2 protein-coding genes are annotated in these 1,868 nt (G+C 65.3%); both read left to right on the top strand.

Features of this window, described 5'->3' with window-relative positions:
• A partial coding sequence (locus tag GGD66_RS41030) for a sugar-binding transcriptional regulator (RefSeq protein WP_183262271.1) occupies window positions 1–894 on the top strand: 894 nt, incomplete at its 5' end.
• A 152-nt stretch (window positions 895–1,046) separates the two neighbouring features.
• A partial coding sequence (locus GGD66_RS41025; RefSeq protein WP_183262269.1) for a zinc-binding dehydrogenase occupies window positions 1,047–1,868 on the top strand: 822 nt, incomplete at its 3' end.

The raw sequence follows: 1,868 nt of genomic DNA, 5'->3' as shown, positions 1-1,868 counted from the left end.
ACCCAGGCCGAGATCGGCGAGCGGCTGGGGCTGACCCGCGCCCGCGTCAATCGCATGCTGTCGGATGCCCGGCAGACCGGTATCGTCAACATCCGCCTCAACTCCGCCTTTGCGAGCTGCACGGAGCTGGAGCATCGCTTGCGCCGGGAATGCGGTCTCGAGGACGCGGTCGTCATCCCGAGCCCGGAGAATCCCGAGCAGGTCGGCAGCCTGATCGGGATGGCGGCGGGCGCGTATTTATCGAAATTCCTCGAACAGAAGCGGCCGCGCATCATCGGTATCGGCTGGGGCGCGACCTTGCGTGAGACCATCCGTTACGTCACGCCGGCGGACTATCCCGAACTCTCCATCGTCTCCATGATGGGGGGCCTGTCGCGTGGACTCGAGCTCAACACCTTCGAGATTGCGGGTGAGCTAGCGCACCGGCTGCACGCCCAGTGCAGCTATCTGGCCGCCCCGATCTTTGTCAGCAGCCGGCGCTCGCGCGACACCTTCCTGGCCCAGGAGGTCTATCAGGAGGTGCTGAACAGCGTTGAGAAGATCGATCTAGCGCTGTTGAGCATGGGAGATCTGACGCCGCGCTCGCTGCTGATGCGGCATGGGCTGCCGCCGGACGTTCGTGCCGAGCATCTGCGGGCGGCAGGCGCCGTCGGCGACGTCCTGGCGCAGTTTCTCGACAAGACCGGCCGGCCCATAGATCACGGCATCAACAGCCGCGCCATTGCGCTGCCGCTCGAGAAGCTGGCGCGCGTGCCGACGTCAATGCTGATCGCCGGGGGGCTCAACAAGGCGCCGATCATCGCCGCGGTGCTGCGCGGCCGGATCGGCAAGGTGCTGGTGACGGACGAGAACACCGCCGTCGCCGCGCTGAAACTGATCGACAAGCAAAAATAGCCGCATTCTCGCAACGGAGAGGGGCTCCGGCGCCTTCGGCACCGAGTGCGCGATAGCCCACGCGCGTGCCGAAAGGCGTGCAAAAGCATTTGTCACCTCGATGTTACATATGTAATATAGGAGAGACAATTGCTCAGAAGGATGGCGTCGACATGCGCGCTGCGGTGCTCCAGGACATTCGTGACATCCGCGTCCTCGATATCCCCGAGCCGAAGCCGCTCGCGGAGGACGAGCTCATCATCCGCGTCAAGGCTGTCGGCGTTTGCGGCAGCGATTTGCATTCCTATCTCGAGGGCGGAACAACTGGCCCGACCCAAGTCAGGCCGTTCGTCCTGGGCCATGAGTTCTCGGGTGTCCTCACGCCGGACTCGGCGCGAAAAGCGGGGTTCTCGGCCGACGCGTTGGTGGCGGTCGATCCTTCCATTCCCTGCGGCCATTGCGAATGGTGTCACCGCGGTCACACCAATCTCTGCCCCAATGTGAAATTCCTGGGTTACGCGCCCCACAACGGGGCCATGGCCGAATTCGTCTGCGTGCCGAAATCCGCCGTGCATGTGGTGCCTGACAGCATCGATCCCGCCGGCGCGGCGATCCTGGAGACGCTCGGTGTCGCGATCCATGCCATGGATCTGGCGCGACCGCGGCTTCAGGAGACCGTGGCGGTGCTCGGCTGCGGGCCGGTGGGACTGCTGCTGGTGCAGCTGGCGCGGCTCGCGGGTAGCGGCAAGATCATCGCGATCGACCCTGTCGAGCAGCGCACGGCACTGGCGTGCGACCTCGGTGCGGATGTTGCCTGCCGCAGCTTCGCCGAGGTCGGTGAAGCCACCGAAGGCCGCGGCGTCGATCTCGTCATCGAAGCGACCGACTCCTCGCACGGCTTCGAGCATGCCGCACGCTGTGCGCGCATCGGCGGCCGGGTCGTTCTGGTCGGCATTCCCGAGAACAACCAGTATGTCCTCAGCGGCGCGGAGTCA

The organism is Bradyrhizobium sp. CIR48 (assembly GCF_014198315.1).
Classification (GTDB): domain Bacteria; phylum Pseudomonadota; class Alphaproteobacteria; order Rhizobiales; family Xanthobacteraceae; genus Bradyrhizobium.
The sequence above is the reverse complement of the archived record's forward strand: the minus strand, read 5'-3'. Positions and strand labels throughout refer to the sequence as shown.